This window comes from Tumidithrix helvetica PCC 7403, from assembly GCF_965232925.1.
In the GTDB taxonomy this organism is placed as follows: domain Bacteria; phylum Cyanobacteriota; class Cyanobacteriia; order Pseudanabaenales; family Pseudanabaenaceae; genus Tumidithrix; species Tumidithrix helvetica.
In genome coordinates this window covers 17030-30746 of record NZ_CBDDRA010000024.1, presented here as the reverse complement: position 1 = coordinate 30746, position 13717 = coordinate 17030, and the positions used below count along the sequence as shown (strand labels likewise).

General features: G+C 45.9%; 18 protein-coding genes. 8 read left to right on the top strand and 10 right to left on the bottom strand.

The annotated features are described in order from the left end of the window. Nucleotides 1-4: 4 nt before the first annotated feature. Nucleotides 5-415 carry an 8-oxo-dGTP diphosphatase MutT gene (mutT, locus tag ACP2WE_RS19585; RefSeq protein ID WP_425217230.1) on the bottom strand — a complete coding sequence of 137 codons (411 nt, stop codon included), beginning with the start codon at nt 413-415 and terminating at the stop codon, nt 5-7. After that, nucleotides 412-1419 (bottom strand): cysteine synthase A, encoded by a 1008-nt coding sequence (locus tag ACP2WE_RS19580; protein WP_425217229.1) that lies wholly within the window; start codon nt 1417-1419, stop codon nt 412-414. Before ACP2WE_RS19580 ends, mutT begins: the two co-directional genes overlap by 4 nt. A gap of 158 nt (nt 1420-1577) precedes the next feature. On the opposite strand from ACP2WE_RS19580, the gene ACP2WE_RS19575 reads away from it, so the two are divergent. After that, the gene (locus ACP2WE_RS19575; protein ID WP_425217228.1) at nt 1578-2030 is read left to right on the top strand and encodes a universal stress protein; all 453 of its coding nucleotides are present in this window, start codon (nt 1578-1580) and stop codon (nt 2028-2030) included. A gap of 78 nt (nt 2031-2108) precedes the next feature. Here ACP2WE_RS19575 and ispE read toward each other — a convergent pair whose 3' ends face one another. Further along, nucleotides 2109-3029: a 4-(cytidine 5'-diphospho)-2-C-methyl-D-erythritol kinase gene (gene ispE / locus ACP2WE_RS19570; protein WP_425217227.1), complete on the bottom strand. Its 921-nt coding sequence runs from the start codon at nt 3027-3029 to the stop codon at nt 2109-2111. Further along, nucleotides 3026-3295 carry a transcriptional coactivator PipX gene (pipX, locus tag ACP2WE_RS19565; protein ID WP_425217226.1) on the bottom strand — a complete coding sequence of 90 codons (270 nt, stop codon included), beginning with the start codon at nt 3293-3295 and terminating at the stop codon, nt 3026-3028. The genes ispE and pipX overlap by 4 nt, the downstream gene beginning before the upstream one ends. A gap of 379 nt (nt 3296-3674) precedes the next feature. Between pipX and ACP2WE_RS19560 the strand changes: the two genes are divergently transcribed. The 6 genes from ACP2WE_RS19560 (at nt 3675) to ACP2WE_RS19535 (ending at nt 8318) form a co-directional block, all read left to right on the top strand. Further along, nucleotides 3675-4028 (top strand): hypothetical protein, encoded by a 354-nt coding sequence (locus ACP2WE_RS19560; RefSeq protein ID WP_425217225.1) that lies wholly within the window; start codon nt 3675-3677, stop codon nt 4026-4028. A 259-nt stretch (nt 4029-4287) separates the two neighbouring features. Next, on the top strand, nt 4288-4503 hold the full coding sequence (locus ACP2WE_RS19555; RefSeq protein WP_425217224.1) for a hypothetical protein: 216 nt from the start codon (nt 4288-4290) through the stop codon (nt 4501-4503). A 3-nt stretch (nt 4504-4506) separates the two neighbouring features. Continuing rightward, entirely contained in the window at nt 4507-5580 is a 1074-nt protein-coding gene (locus tag ACP2WE_RS19550; RefSeq protein ID WP_425217223.1) for a fatty acid desaturase, read from the top strand. A 126-nt stretch (nt 5581-5706) separates the two neighbouring features. Next, nucleotides 5707-6453, top strand: a complete 747-nt coding sequence (locus ACP2WE_RS19545; RefSeq protein ID WP_425217222.1) for a Uma2 family endonuclease — start codon at nt 5707-5709, stop codon at nt 6451-6453. 200 nt (nt 6454-6653) lie between these two features. After that, nucleotides 6654-7115, top strand: a complete 462-nt coding sequence (locus ACP2WE_RS19540) for a hypothetical protein (protein ID WP_425217221.1) — start codon at nt 6654-6656, stop codon at nt 7113-7115. A 72-nt stretch (nt 7116-7187) separates the two neighbouring features. Next, complete coding sequence (locus tag ACP2WE_RS19535) at nt 7188-8318, top strand: 5-(carboxyamino)imidazole ribonucleotide synthase (RefSeq protein WP_425217220.1); 1131 nt, start codon at nt 7188-7190, stop codon at nt 8316-8318. A gap of 57 nt (nt 8319-8375) precedes the next feature. Here the strand turns inward: ACP2WE_RS19535 and ACP2WE_RS19530 are convergent, their stop codons facing one another. From ACP2WE_RS19530 to ACP2WE_RS19515, 4 genes are read right to left on the bottom strand one after another with little or no spacing between them, the layout of a single operon-like run. Further along, nucleotides 8376-8927, bottom strand: coding sequence for a hypothetical protein (locus tag ACP2WE_RS19530; protein WP_425217219.1), 552 nt, complete (start codon nt 8925-8927; stop codon nt 8376-8378). Further along, nucleotides 8924-9475: a restriction endonuclease gene (locus ACP2WE_RS19525; protein ID WP_425217218.1), complete on the bottom strand. Its 552-nt coding sequence runs from the start codon at nt 9473-9475 to the stop codon at nt 8924-8926. Before ACP2WE_RS19525 ends, ACP2WE_RS19530 begins: the two co-directional genes overlap by 4 nt. Before the next feature lie 9 nt (nt 9476-9484). Beyond that, complete coding sequence (locus ACP2WE_RS19520; RefSeq protein WP_425217217.1) at nt 9485-10402, bottom strand: NAD(+) kinase; 918 nt, start codon at nt 10400-10402, stop codon at nt 9485-9487. 60 nt (nt 10403-10462) lie between these two features. Further along, on the bottom strand, nt 10463-11614 hold the full coding sequence (locus ACP2WE_RS19515) for an aminotransferase class V-fold PLP-dependent enzyme (protein ID WP_425217216.1): 1152 nt from the start codon (nt 11612-11614) through the stop codon (nt 10463-10465). A gap of 44 nt (nt 11615-11658) precedes the next feature. Here ACP2WE_RS19515 and rnc point away from each other — a divergent pair, with 44 nt between their 5' ends. After that, complete coding sequence (gene rnc / locus ACP2WE_RS19510; protein WP_425217215.1) at nt 11659-12339, top strand: ribonuclease III; 681 nt, start codon at nt 11659-11661, stop codon at nt 12337-12339. A 58-nt stretch (nt 12340-12397) separates the two neighbouring features. On the opposite strand, the gene ACP2WE_RS19505 is transcribed toward rnc, so the two are convergent. Both ACP2WE_RS19505 and ACP2WE_RS19500 read right to left on the bottom strand, forming a co-directional pair. Then, nucleotides 12398-12670, bottom strand: coding sequence for a hypothetical protein (locus tag ACP2WE_RS19505; protein WP_425217214.1), 273 nt, complete (start codon nt 12668-12670; stop codon nt 12398-12400). Continuing rightward, complete coding sequence (locus tag ACP2WE_RS19500; protein WP_425217213.1) at nt 12633-13673, bottom strand: NADP(H)-dependent aldo-keto reductase; 1041 nt, start codon at nt 13671-13673, stop codon at nt 12633-12635. Before ACP2WE_RS19500 ends, ACP2WE_RS19505 begins: the two co-directional genes overlap by 38 nt. Nucleotides 13674-13717 lie beyond the last annotated feature (44 nt).

The window sequence follows — 13717 nt, the reverse complement described above, 5'->3', positions numbered from 1 at the left end:
AATTTTAAATTCCTTTCAAAGCTGCCACAATTTGATAGTTAGCTTCTGGCAATCGATAGTTCTCTAGCTCCGATATCTCCACCCAGCGAATTTCAGCGCATTCGATCGCTTGAGGTTCCCCTGAAATGTGGTGGCAGTGATGCACGATCAAGCTCACAATAAATTTTTCATATTCATGGCTTACCGCGATCAATTGCGCCCCAACTTCAATATCAATTCCTAGTTCCTCTCTAATCTCACGACGAATACAAGCGATCGCATCTTCCCCCTCTTCGATTTTGCCACCAGGGAACTCCCAATAGCCGCCAAAGTCCCCTTGGGGTAAACGCTGGTCGATGAGAATTTTGTGGCGATCGCGATCCCAAATCACAGCTACGCCAATCTGCTTGTGCTTTTTAGCCAGTGGAATACTCATGAATCTAAAAACTCCAGTCCTTTTGCTATAGGGGTGAGATTCTTTTCAGCTAACCATTCCGCATTAAACATACGACTTTGGTATCTACCACCACCATCGCAGAGAATGGTTGCGATCGTATGCCCCGCACCCAGTTGACGCGCCAATCTCACAGCCCCCACTACATTCAACGCGGCAGAACTGCCAATAAACAAGCCATCATGCTTGAGTAAAAAATGCGCCATCTCAATCACTTCTTGGTCGTTTCCTTGAAATGCCCCATCGAGTTTGGCTCGGCGAAAGTTTGCGGTCTCTCGATTGATGCCAATGCCCTCTGTAATCGAATTGCCCTCTGCTTTTAATTCTCCCGTAGTAACAAAACTATAAAGCCCCGAACCAGGCGGATCGATTAAATAGGTGGCAATTTTAGAATTTTGCTCTTTGAGATACGCCGTAACGCCACCAATCGTCCCCCCTGTACCTGACGACATGACGACTCCATCGATCGCGCCGCCACTCTGCCGCCAAATTTCTGGTGCAGTGGTTTGGTAATGCGATTCGGCATTGGCAAGGTTTTCAAATTGGTTTGCCCAAAAGGCATTTTCTAGCTCCTCAGCGCGTTGGCGGGCGACATGATAATAGTTTCTAGGGTCTGCAAATGGCACGGGGGGAGTCAGTTCTACCTCTGCACCCAAAGTTCTCAACAGGTCAATTTTTTCTTGAGATTGGTTGCTAGGCATCACAATCACACTGCGGTAGCCCCTAGCATTCGCCACTAGGGTGAGCCCAATACCCGTATTGCCTGCGGTACCTTCGACGATTGTGCCATTCGGCTTAATTTTCCCTTCTTTTTCCGCTTGTAACACCATAAACAAAGCCGCTCGATCCTTGACACTACCTCCAGGATTCAGAAATTCGGCTTTGCCTAAAATGTTGCAACCTGTCGCCTGAGATAGAGACTCGATTTGAATCAGTGGGGTATTTCCGACCGACGCTGCAAAACCAACACGAATATCGCTTGTCATGAGATGTTAAAAGAGATGAACAATCAAGATATTTACAGATTTGAACCCGATCATGAATATATAGCAGTCAGTTATCAGTTGTCAGTGTTTGGATCCCCAAACATTCATCGATCGCGAACAGCCAATGATTATCTTTTAAATCTCTATTTTTAACGATTATGAAACTTCTTATTGCCATTGATGGCTCGAAAGCCAGCGAACGCGCTCTAGAAAAAGGGTTGAGCCTAGCAGCACCAACGCAATCCCTTGTGGTGCTGCTGACCGTTGTAGAGCCTCTGAGTAGCTATATTCCTGAGGTTATGATGCCTACGGGAGATTGGGTTGGTTTACGCGGATTTCCCGATATTGAACTGGAAAAGAAAATTTTGGCGGCAGGACAGGTGATTTTACAAAAAGCAGAGGAAGCGTGCGCAGCCGTAAATGTCCAATCCCAAACAAGACTGGAAATGGGGTTACCGCGGGATGTGATCTGCCAAATCGTGAAAGATGAGGCTCCTGACTTTTTAGTAATAGGCTCTCGTGGGCTAGGCTCCGTTGAGCGCCTGATGCTGGGGAGCGTCAGTGATTATGTGATTCACCACTCAAGTTGTGCTGTGGTAGTTGTGCGGTGACCTGTCGATCGCTGACCATCGGTCGCGATTGGTCTAGGAATTCATCGTTGGCTTCGACTCCGCTCAGCCAACAAATTCCTAGACATCCAAAATGCCACCGATCGCGCTCGTCGTGACCCAAATATCGAGGTCGCTATGGTTGGTGTCAGCTTTTAAATTGGCAGCAATTCGTTCAGCTTGTCCTAAATCTTGGGCGATCGCAAACACCGTAGATCCCGAACCAGACATCAGCACACCCAGGCATTCCTGTTGTTGAAGCGAGGCTTTGAGATCGGCAATGCGAGGATGGGCAGGCAGCACCACCCGCTCTAAATCGTTATATAACAAACGCCCCACTCGCGTCGGGGTAGTCTCATCGCGCGCGGCGATCGCTGCCAACATCTGGCTGGAATTGTGCCGATCCCGTACAGGACTAGTTGCTAATAATCCCTGCGATCGAAAGGTTTGATAAGCCCACACCGTAGAAATAGATAGATCCCTAGGTTTGCAGATTACCAGTGCTAAGTTTTGCAAATCGGGCAAGGGCGACAGCACTTCTCCCCTTCCTACTGCCAAAGCCGTTCCCCCACCCACACAAAAAGGAATATCAGAGCCTAACTGCGCGGCAAGATCGCAAAGCTCCGATTGGGTGAGTCCGAGATCCCAAAGGCGATCGAGTCCCACCAATACTGCCGCCGCATTCCCCGATCCCCCCGCTAAACCCGCACCCATGGGAACCTGCTTGGCGATCGCAATTTCTACCCCTCCCAAACCTGGATAGTTTTGCTGCATTAACCGCGCCGCTTTAAATGCCAAGTTGGTCTCGTCTGTGGGGACTTGCTCGTTGTCGCAAGAAATATAGATAGCATCTGAGCCAATGGTGCGAAGGTCTAAGCGATCGCAGAGATCGATACTCTGCAGCACCATCACAAGTTCGTGATAACCATCTGGGCGGTTTCCAGTGATTTCCAGATATAGGTTGATTTTGGCAGCAGATTTAAGCGAGATGCTGGAGGTCATTGGGCAAATGTACGTTTGTAAACATTTTGCAAAACATCATGCTCGTCAAGGGGGCCAACACGGCGCAAAGCACGTAAGCGATTTTCCACCAGCAATTTGGCATCAGCACGAGAAACAGGCTCAAACTGAACACCTGTAGGACTATTGGTGATCAAAAAGAATAATCTTTGTGCATAGAGTGTCGTGAATAGGCTTCGGTATTCGTCAACAGCACAGACACGAGATAGCAAGCCAAAGGTAGGGTGATTGAGATAGTTTTCAGACATCTGGCATGCTGGCAAATAAGTAGGGTTCAAATAATGCAGAAGTAATTTTGTGTCAACCTAAATCAAAGTATCGATACCGAACCTCGATATCGAAACGCAACGTAAGAATCCACGTCAGATGTAGGGAATTTAGACAAACTTCTGTATATATAAACACATTAGCCTGTAATCAACCCTAGTCGTTTGATTTGAATATCTGAATATTATAGATATACAAAAGTCAAGTGAATAAGGCTCGATCCCAGAAAAATTTAAATGTTTGAGATAATGGAAAAAGTCTGTGAAATCATCAGAACTCAACCCTATCCAAATTTTCTACACTAATTTTAAAGTTATGCGGTACTTCTTTGCATCATTTGTTACTGCATGTTGCATACTGTTGATTTTCCTGAGTTTTATAGGTACCGATCCTGCATTCGCAACCCCTCGTCGTCCCATTCAACCAGAGCATGGCGCAAAGTTATTAAGCGGTACAATCCGAGGCGACGCTTGGCTGGAGGCAGTACCAGAGTCTAAACTAGCCTATTGCAAAGAAGCCTTTATCGCGTTTCGGGGCTCACCCTCTCAAAGCTACATCATCAGCCATAACGTTCAGAGTCTTACCCCTCAGGGGCTTTGCGATCGCATCGATCAGTATTTTAGCCTCGAAGACAATCTCGATACCCGACTTGGCTCTGCGGCAGCGATCGCACCGATCCTATTTGCCGACACCCCACTCGGAACAAAATATTAAACCGAGCGGTCAATTAACGCTAAAGCAAGTAGTATTTACCTTGTGTTTTTGGATATTGACCCTAATTTCAGATTATTTTGTGTCGGTCTGTATCTGTCAATACATCTATGTACATAGAAATACATAAAACGCAATAGATATAATTACCACCTAGCATATTTACCTATAGTAAATCCTAATAGGTAAACAAATGTATCTAAAAACTAAGCTACAATGCCACTGTTAATCTTGGTGTGACATAAACCTTTAAAAAGATAGTATGAGTAATAAGATTGATTCGCCTCGTGAGGAAGTTTCAGGTTTGGCTGCTCCGACTAAGAAGCTCTACAACGATGAACTGCACGCCGAACTTCTAGAGCTACAGTCAGATACCGAACTCCTCTTTAAGCAACTGCAAAGCCTCAGCCGCCAACGTCTAAGTGAATGTTTGACCGAATCACTCAGCGGCTCGTTAACTGAATCGGGGAGCCACTAACTAATGCTCGCCAGCCGCGAAACCAGTATTTCTGAGCCTCAAGCTTCTCCACACAAGCTCACACCTGAAACAACGCTTCGAGATATTATCAAAACCCTACCACCTGAGTGCTTTGCCAAAAATAATGCCAAAGCATTTTTAGGTCTTGCCTTGAGTGTTGTTGCTGTCACACTAGGTTATGTCAGCTTAGTTTTTTCCCCTTGGTATTTACTGCCATTTGCTTGGATCTTTACAGGCACTGCCCTTACAGGCTTTTTTGTAGTTGGACATGACTGCGGTCATCGTTCCTTTTCTAACAAATTATGGGTAAATGACCTAATCGGTCATCTCGTGTTTTTGCCTCTGATCTATCCATTTCATCCTTGGCGAATTAAGCACGATCATCACCACGCACATACCAATAAAATGGGTGAAGACAATGCATGGTATCCCTTCACTGTTGAAATGTACGATAGCGTCAAGCCCTACGAGCAATCTATCTACCGTCTAATTAGGGGCAGATTTTGGTGGATCGGCTCGATTATCCACTGGGCTGTGTTGCATTACAACACCAATCTCTACCCTGAGAAACAAAAGAACCAAGTGCGTTTTTCAGCGGGTTTAACGATCGCTTATGCGGCGATCGCCTTCCCCTTGATGATTGCTGCAGGCGGCATCTTTGGTTGGGTAAATTTCTTCTTAATGCCTTGGTTGGTCTATCACTTCTGGATGAGCACATTCACGATCGTGCATCACACCATGCCCGACATTCAATTTAAGCTAAAAGAAGACTGGCATGCTGCCACCGATCAGCTAACGGGTACGGTACATTGTGACTATCCAGCTTGGGTAGAAGTTTTATGCCACGACATCAACGTGCATATTCCTCACCATATCTCAACGGGAATTCCCTCTTACAATCTGAGAATGGCACATAAGTCTCTTGTGGAAAACTGGGGTGAATATCTCTACACCACAAAATTCTCTTGGGGCTTAATGAAAGAGATCGGCGATCGCTGCCACATCTTCGATCGAGAAAACTTCTATAAGAGCTTCGATGAAGCTTTTAAGCCTGAAGCAGTCAAAACAGAAGCTTAATCAGCTTCACAATAAATTCTCCATATAAATTCAAAATATAAATTCAAAATTTTTGAGGGATGTAGAAAACTACATCCCTTTCTTATTGCATTTGAAATTTGCAGGATCTTATACCATTTTCAAAAAATGACAACGCATCTTTTTGAAAATAACGCGCTGAGCGCGATCAGATTGCGCTACGATCGCAGTATGAAACTTGCCAGACATCATGAGGACAAAAAAATGATTGTCGCAATCAAACCACAACAATGGCAGCAAGCAACTTGGTCAGATTATGAGACGGTAAGAGATGATGCAAGTGGAGATGCGTCCCGCCGCTGCAAGTTGTTTTATCACAATCAACGGCTCTGGATAGAGATGGGTGCAGAAGGAATTAATCACGCACAGTTTAGCGCTTTGTTTGAAATGATCTTTGCGATGTGGGTGATGCAAAACCCTCAGTATCGACTTGCTTCATTTAGAGGATGCCAGATCGAAAAAACGGGGTATCGGGCAGCAGCCCCCGATATCGTTGTCTATCTTGGTGAGGATATTCCAGTATGGGAGAAGGGGGAATCGCGTTTTATAAGTTTGGACAAATGGCGATCGCCCGATCTGGTGGGCGAAATTTCGGATACAACCCTAGCGATCGATCTCGATCAGAAAAAACGCCTGTATGCTGATTTGGGGATTTCTGAATATTGGGTGATTGACGTGCTAAGCGATCGCCTGTTTGCCTTTCAATTAGACGAAACAGGAACATATCAACAATGTGAGACTTCCCAAGTCTTGCCAAATTTGGAGATTGATTTATTAGAGCGATCGCTGGCACAGATGAAGACACAGACAAATACCGAAGTAGCCTTGTGGTTTTCACAGCAAATAGCTAAATAAATTGCTGTTAGCATTTTCAAAGCTTTGTTGGGCAAGGCAATCAGTTTTTTAGCCACCTAGCAACGAGCATCAATAGACTGCTAGCTATCCTAGCTCGAACATTTATTTGACATAAAACGTCCTTATTGTTTGCAGAGCAATATTTGCTTTACGATGAAAGCATACAAAAGCATGTTGAAGCTTTAACGCCTATGAAACCTATGGCATCGATCCACCAGCGAGTCGGAATCAATTTAGGATTAGTTTTGAGTTTAGGCTTTGGCATGGGGATCGATGTAAGCTCAAACATAGTTGCTTCTTCACAGACGTTGCAATCTGTAAATATTCCTTTAGAGCCAGTCAGACCGAGTTTATGGTGGATGGTACAGCGACTCGAAGATGGTTGGGTAGATAATCTAGCCATCGATCCCGATGCCAAAAGAGTCGTAATTACGTTAAATCGATCGCGTTGGTTTGCCGCAGACTATATTCGCAGGTATGAATTTCTCTATAAGCTTGGTACTACCGCCCAGGAAGATGCTTATGGTGTGTTATTGAAAGATAACAGAAACAACAAACTGGCTGAGTACATCGTCATTAACGATAGCTGGAAAATGGAACCTCCATCTTTAGGTGCTCCTCCATTTCGCGTGAATTCGCCGAACCCGTATCAAACCCGATAGATAGTTTTAGAAAAGGGAATCTCTGCCTAGGTTTTGAAGGTGTTAAATTTGGACTTAAATTTGGACTTAAATTTGAAAGTAAAGCGGGTTGGGGTCATTGGTGGCGGTCAGTTGGCTTGGATGATGGCGATCGCCGCGAAGCCGATCCATCTGCAATTGGTCGTACAGGCTGGGAGTCAAGAGGATGCATCGGTTAGAGCTGCCGATCGCTTAGTTTTAGGGGCAGTCAATGATTTCGCCGCCACTGAGCAATTAGCAGCATTGAGCGATGTCATCACCTTTGAGAATGAATTCGTCAATATTGAGAAGCTCCAGAAACTCGCAAGCCAAGGCGTAAAATTCTTACCCAGCCTAGAGACACTAACAACTTGCGTAGATAAATATTTGCAACGACTGCATTTTCAGCAACAAGGCATTCCTACGCCCAAGTTTTTTCAAGTCGATCGTGAAGTAGAACTCTTAACTGCCGCGCGATCGCTGGGCTATCCACTCGTGCTGAAGGCAAGACGAAATGGTTATGATGGCAAGGGCACATGGGTAGTAAAATCCGAATCCGAGCTACTAGAAGCTTGGACAAGCATGGCAAAGGCAGCAGCGATTCTAGAAGAATTTGTTCCCTTTGAGCGAGAGTTAGCCACCATTGCAGTCAGATCGGAATCTGGAGAAGTAGCCATCTATCCTGTCGTAGAAACAGAGCAAGAAAATCAGGTGTGTCGGCGCGTGCTTGCTCCCGCTCGAATCCAGCCAAGCGTAGCAGCACAAGTGGAAGCGATCGCGGGAACAATGTTGACCAGTTTGAATGCGATCGGAGTGTTTGGGATAGAATTCTTTCTCACCAAAGACGGTAAAGTTAGCGTCAATGAAATCGCACCACGCACGCACAACTCAGGGCATTACACAATCGAAGCCTGCGCTACTTCTCAGTTTGAGCAATTGCTGCGGATTGTCAGTGGAATGCCACTAGGTAGCATCGCCATGACCAGTCCCGTAGCCGTCATGATTAATCTTTTAGGATTTGAAGATAAGATTTCTGATTATGCCTTACAACGTCAAGCTTTAGCACAACTTCCAAATACCCACGTTCATTGGTATGGCAAAACCCAGTCTAAAGTCGGTCGCAAGTTAGGTCATGTCACAGTTTTGGCTGAAACATACGAGCAGGGATTAGCGATCGGCGATCGGGTCAACCAGATTTGGCAATAACTAGAACGAGAACCCTATAAAAAAAGTGATTTGTTAGACTGGTGACTCGACAAGGGCTTATAGAACTTTTACTGGTTCGCGTACTGACTCAAGAAAATGGATTAGCTCTTGAATAACTGGAGCATTGCGCAATATCTCAAGATTTTCATGCGCTAATTGATCGATCAACTGCGATTGATTATGGACTTTTTCTGACTGAGCAAGCATTTGCTCCAATGCTTTGCGTGGCTGAGAAACTGCCAGACCGAGCAAATCTTGGGATGGACGATATCCAAGTAATCTTTCGAGCAATTCAGGATCTTGGAAAAAGATAGCTTCCATTTCAGGTACAAAAAGTATAGCCTTGACTGGAGTATTCACAGACACGCTTTCAACTATTTCCGTAATATCTCTAATTTGCATTTGGATTAATTCTGGCACTGTTGAATCTGCATCAACAACAATAGCGACTGGTGCTTGCCTACGAACAACGAGAGAACGTGCAAGTGACTTAACAGAGGATATTCCACCAGCAGAAACGACTTCTACTTGCTTGAGTAATTGCGGTGGAAGAACAGCTTTGAGTAGCTGGTTATCATAAGCACCTTCACAGATAATGTAGGCAATCATGGGATCTCTCTCTCTATAACGTTGTAATCAGGAAGTCCATCTTCTACACATACGCGATATTTCAGGACTAATAATTCGCAGATATTTTCCTTATCTAATGCATGCTTGATATCAGTTCCATCCCACAGCAGGATTGCTTGTGGAGACACAAAATGTGAAAGATTACGAGCTGGATCTGTAAAGCCTGTTCGACTAAAAACTAATCCAACTGTTGCTGCGGGACGGCGTAAAAGTTGATTGCGGAGTTTGGCAATAGGTGCGATGTCAACTTTTTTGTCTGTAAAGTCTTTGCTTTCAATTAAACAAGAAAGCCCAGAACTATGTATAGCGCCATCAATTTGCTCAATCTCTTCGTCAAACAGTCCCACGCTGTAAGGATATCTTACCTCCGCACCATCGAGTTGAAATGCTCGTATGACTAAGTACTCAAAAGCTTTGCCAGCTTCCCATTCTGGAGTGTTGCGCTTTTCAATATTATCCCACAGCGATCGCAACCCATCCCATTGCAGCGATTTGATCTTAATTTCGTATTCTGCTGGTGTTGCCAATTCTCCTCCCTAAGGTAACTCGACGGAGGTGGGTTTAGAAATGTGTGGTAAGCCCCAACCGAGTTTTTCGCGTAGAACTTGGAAAAACTCACCATGATGCGATCGGATTAATCTGGCGGGATAGGGCGATCGCTCGACTTTGATGTGATAGTCAGGGTAAACATAGCAACCTGCATTGCCATCAACTACCAGCACTAAGCGATGCTGATTGGCAGGATAAACCATCACCGTTTCGGTATTGGCAAACACCAGAGCCCGAGATGCCATGGAATGCGGACAGATCGGCACAAGTTGAAATACGGGAATGCCTGGCTCGATCACGGGGCCCCCCGCAGATAGGGCATAAGCCGTTGAGCCTGTAGGTGTTGAGATAATCACCCCATCCGCTGCAATATCTACAGGGGAATGTCTGCCAATTTTGACCTCAAAATGACACATACTTGTGAGGGGTTCGCGGTGTAAGACCATCTCATTTAAAGACAGGGCCTCCCACAGTAGACCTTCTCGATCGTAAACTCGGACAGCCATCATCGATCGCTGCTCGACCACATATCTCCCTTCGACGATCTGGCTGAGGGTTTCTTCCCAGTGGGTCAAATAGGTATCGGTCAAGAAGCCCATATGTCCCGTATTAATCGCTAACAGGGGCAACCCGCAGGGGGCAATTTGCCGACAGGCGGATAGAACTGTGCCATCGCCACCCAACGCCACCACAAAGGCCATGCTGCGATCGAAGCCATGGGGAACTAAACTGTCGATCGGGGTATGACAAACGGGACTGTCAGGCTTGGCATAGCCCAAAATGCCACCACTACCTGTTGCTAAGACAGTTTGCCAGCCATGCTTATCAAACCAAGTTTGCATTTCCAGTGCGACTCTCTGGGCAGTGGGTTTTGCATCGTTAAAAATAATGCCTACTTTTGGCACGGTTACAAACCACCTAAACGATTAGAAAATGAGTAATGTTTGGTCATTATAGATCCCTAATTACCTGAAAGCTGCGGCTAAATGCTCGTACTCCCAAGCTTCATTATAAACTTGTGCCGAAATTCTCACCCACAGGCGATCGCCAAAGGGAATAATTGGCACCTCGATCTGGTGTTTCGCTAAAATTTCGTCATGGAGTTTTTGGTAGTCGCTGACGGCGTACTTTGATGTAACCTGCGGTGGGAGGGGAATCGTAGCCATTGCACCGAGCATAGACTCAGGTGCGGGGAGGGTTTGTTGCCATGTTGTGGCTAACATTTGCGCAGCCCATAAAACTAATTTGTGATTGTGCTCTCTGACGCGATCGCTGCCTAAATGTTGGTGAAAGGCGATCGCATCAGTAACGGTTAACCAAGCACTAGGATCGCGCGTCCCCGTCCAGTCAAATTCGGCTAGAAACCCGCTATCAAATCCGTGGGAAATTACATTGGGGTGCAAGTCGGCTTGGCGTGAGGGCTTGGCATATAAAAAGCCACAGCCTTTATTGGCGCAGAGCCATTTATGGCAATTCCCCGCATACCAGTCAGCATCGAGTTCGACTAGGTTGAGGGGGAGCGTACCGGGGGCGTGCGCACCATCAACCAGCACGGGAATATTCTGTGCCTTTGCCAGTTTGACCAATTCTGCTATGGGGAAAATCAGGGCAGTAGGAGAAGTGATATGGTCGAGCACCAAAAGTTTCACGTTGGGATTGACCTTGGGATCTAAAGCCTGCGCGATCGCTTCGATAACTTCTTGCTCGCTGTGAATCGGGAAGGGAACCTTGGCTTCGACGATTTCGGCTCCCGTGCGGCGGCTAATATAAGTCAGGGTTTTACGCACGGCGGCGTAGCCGTGGCTGGTGACCACAATTCGATCTTGGGGCGAAAAATCTAGCGATCGCACGACAGCATTAACGCCTGCGGTGGCATTGTCCACAAAGACTAAATCTTCGCCTTTAGCACCAACAAATTGGGCGAGTTCGTTGGCAGCCGCGCGAATATGGGTTGCGAGTTCTTGCATAAATAGCAAAGGTTGCGATTCCAGTTTCTGCCGCCATGCGTTCTGCGCTTCCATCACGACCTTGGGTGTTGCGCCAAACGCGCCATGATTGAGAAAAATACAGTTTCGGTCTAATAACCACTGCGATCGCACTTCCCTGCCAAAGTTCATAGTTGATTTATGCTTGAGGTAATATCTTTGCTGAGAAAGTTAACATGGAACTGCTAAAGCTTTTAACCTTTCGCGATCCAAAACTCTTAAATATGGCGCTTACCCATAGCTCCTATGCTAACGAGAATCCAATGGAATCTCAAGATAACGAACGCTTAGAGTTTTTGGGAGATGCGATTTTAAATTTCTTGTGTGCTTCTTATCTCTACGCTCGTTATCCAACTGAGGCTGAAGGCGTCTTAAATGATTATCGTAGTGCCCTCACCGATGAGCAACAGTTAGCCGAGTTCGCTTTAAGCATGGGATTAGAGCACAAAATTCGATTTGGAAAAGGAGCAGAGAAAGAAAGAAAATCTCGAAATGATAATCTCTTAAGTAGTGCTTTTGAAGCATTAGTGGGAGCATATTACCTAGATCAAGGCTCGAATATTGATGTAATCAGACCTTTAATTCATCAGTTGTTTGACCTCATTCCTGAGGATATCCTCAAATCCCGCGGAGATTCTAATGCAAAAAAACGATTTCAAGAATGGGTGCAAGCGAAGCTTCATAAAAATCCTAGGTATGAGGTTGAGAGAGTGGGAGGTCCAGATCACGCGCCTGAGTTTATAGCGAAGGTCTATGTGGATGCAGAACTCTATGGTACGAGTACAAAACCTTGCGGAAATAAACAGGAAGCTGAAAAACAAGCGGCAATGGATGCGATCGCAAAGTTAGGAATGTGAACCAATTTGGATTCGCGATCGCACACTAATTGTCGCAGTGCAGCAGAAATGTAGGAAGTCATGCTGGGTTGGGAACGCTGGAAGTGCCTTGATGGTTTTGGGCGACGTGGGCTCTTACCTTTAGCATGGTCATGAGTGCGTCCAGTTGTTCGTAGAGATTCAGCTCAGCTACTTCTGAAGAACTAACTCTGGCATCACAGTTTTTTTGAGTATATGGGCTTCCAGTCCTTGCAGGCAAAATGCCTGTACTACAAATTAATAACAACTCAGTTAGGATTGCTACATTAAGGTTATTAAGGCGCAGGGCTGGGATAGCGACGATGAATCTCATCAATTTTTGCCAAAATCTCTGGCGTGAGGGTGGTATTCACACTGGTTATATTCTCTTGTAATTGTTCTAGGGTTGTAGCTCCGATAATGGAACTAGTAACAAACCAACGGCTGCGGACAAAGGCTAAAGCTAGTGTGGATGGGGAGAGTTGATATTGCTTCGCGATCGCGGCATATTCACCCACGGCTTCTTTAACATTGATCTTGTTATAGCGCTGTCCAAAATTTGGGAATTCCGTTAACCTCGCGCCTGCGGGAGGAGCTTGTAAATACTTCCCTGAGAGCGTTCCAAATCCTAGAGGACTGTAGGCTAATAAGCCCACCTTTTCGCGATAGCAAACTTCCGCTAGAGCTGAGTCAAAGACGCGATTGAGCAGGTTGTAAGCATTCTGAATTGAGACAATCTTGGGCAGCTTCAACTGAGCTGCCGCTTGACTAAATTGACATACACCCCAGGGAGTTTCATTACTCACGCCCAAATAGCGAATCTTCCCTGCTTGCATCACTTCGGCAAACGTGGCTAGTTGTTCGGCAATGGGAACCGATTCCCGTTCCTGCGTCGGATCGAATATGGTTTGACCGAACATGGGCACATAGCGATCGGGCCAGTGAATCTGATAGAGGTCGATATAGTCTGTTTGCAAGCGTTTGAGACTATCATCCACGGCTTGCAGGATATTTTGGCGACTGAGCGCAGATTGAGAATCATCTCGCATCCATTTGTAAGCACGTCCTGCTCCAATCATTTTGGTGGCAAGAATGAGGCGATCGCGTTGTTGATGCGCCAACCATTCCCCAATATAGGACTCGGTTGAGCCCTGCGTTTCTTGGCGAGGGGGCACGGGATACATCTCAGCGGTGTCGATGAAGTTAATCCCCTGCGCGATCGCGTAGTCTAGTTGCTGATAGGCATCATTGATCGTGTTTTGCTGTCCGTAGGTCATCGTGCCAAGACAAATCTCTGACACCTTTAAGTCACTTTCGCCGAGTTGGTTATATTTCATGAAAACGATTTAGACTCCATTGAGTGCATAATAATTGATACTTG